We start from the raw sequence: 218 nt of genomic DNA, 5'->3' as shown, positions 1-218 counted from the left end.
CAGAGGGTACAGAAGTTACAGTCGATGATAAGGGTAATGCAACAATTAAATACCCAGATGGTTCAAAGGATGAAATCCCAGGTGGAGATTTGGTACGTCCAGAAAAAGACGCTGACAGGCATGATCCACATGGACCAGAGAATCCAGACGACAGAGTGCCAGTAAAAGATCCAGAACACTTAACTAAAGGTGACGAGGATAAGGTTAAGGGTGAAGTC

Annotated in this window: 1 pseudogene; it reads left to right on the top strand. The window is 44.5% G+C overall.

The features are described 5' to 3' along the window. Positions 1 to 218 (top strand): annotated as a pseudogene (locus tag JEM49_RS07905) (LEA family epithelial adhesin); the annotation flags it as partial.

Origin of the sequence: Lactobacillus sp. A27 (genome assembly GCF_016742815.1) — a bacterium.
In the GTDB taxonomy this organism is placed as follows: Bacteria; Bacillota; Bacilli; order Lactobacillales; family Lactobacillaceae; genus Lactobacillus; species Lactobacillus gallinarum.
The sequence above is the reverse complement of the archived record's forward strand: the minus strand, read 5'-3'. Positions and strand labels throughout refer to the sequence as shown.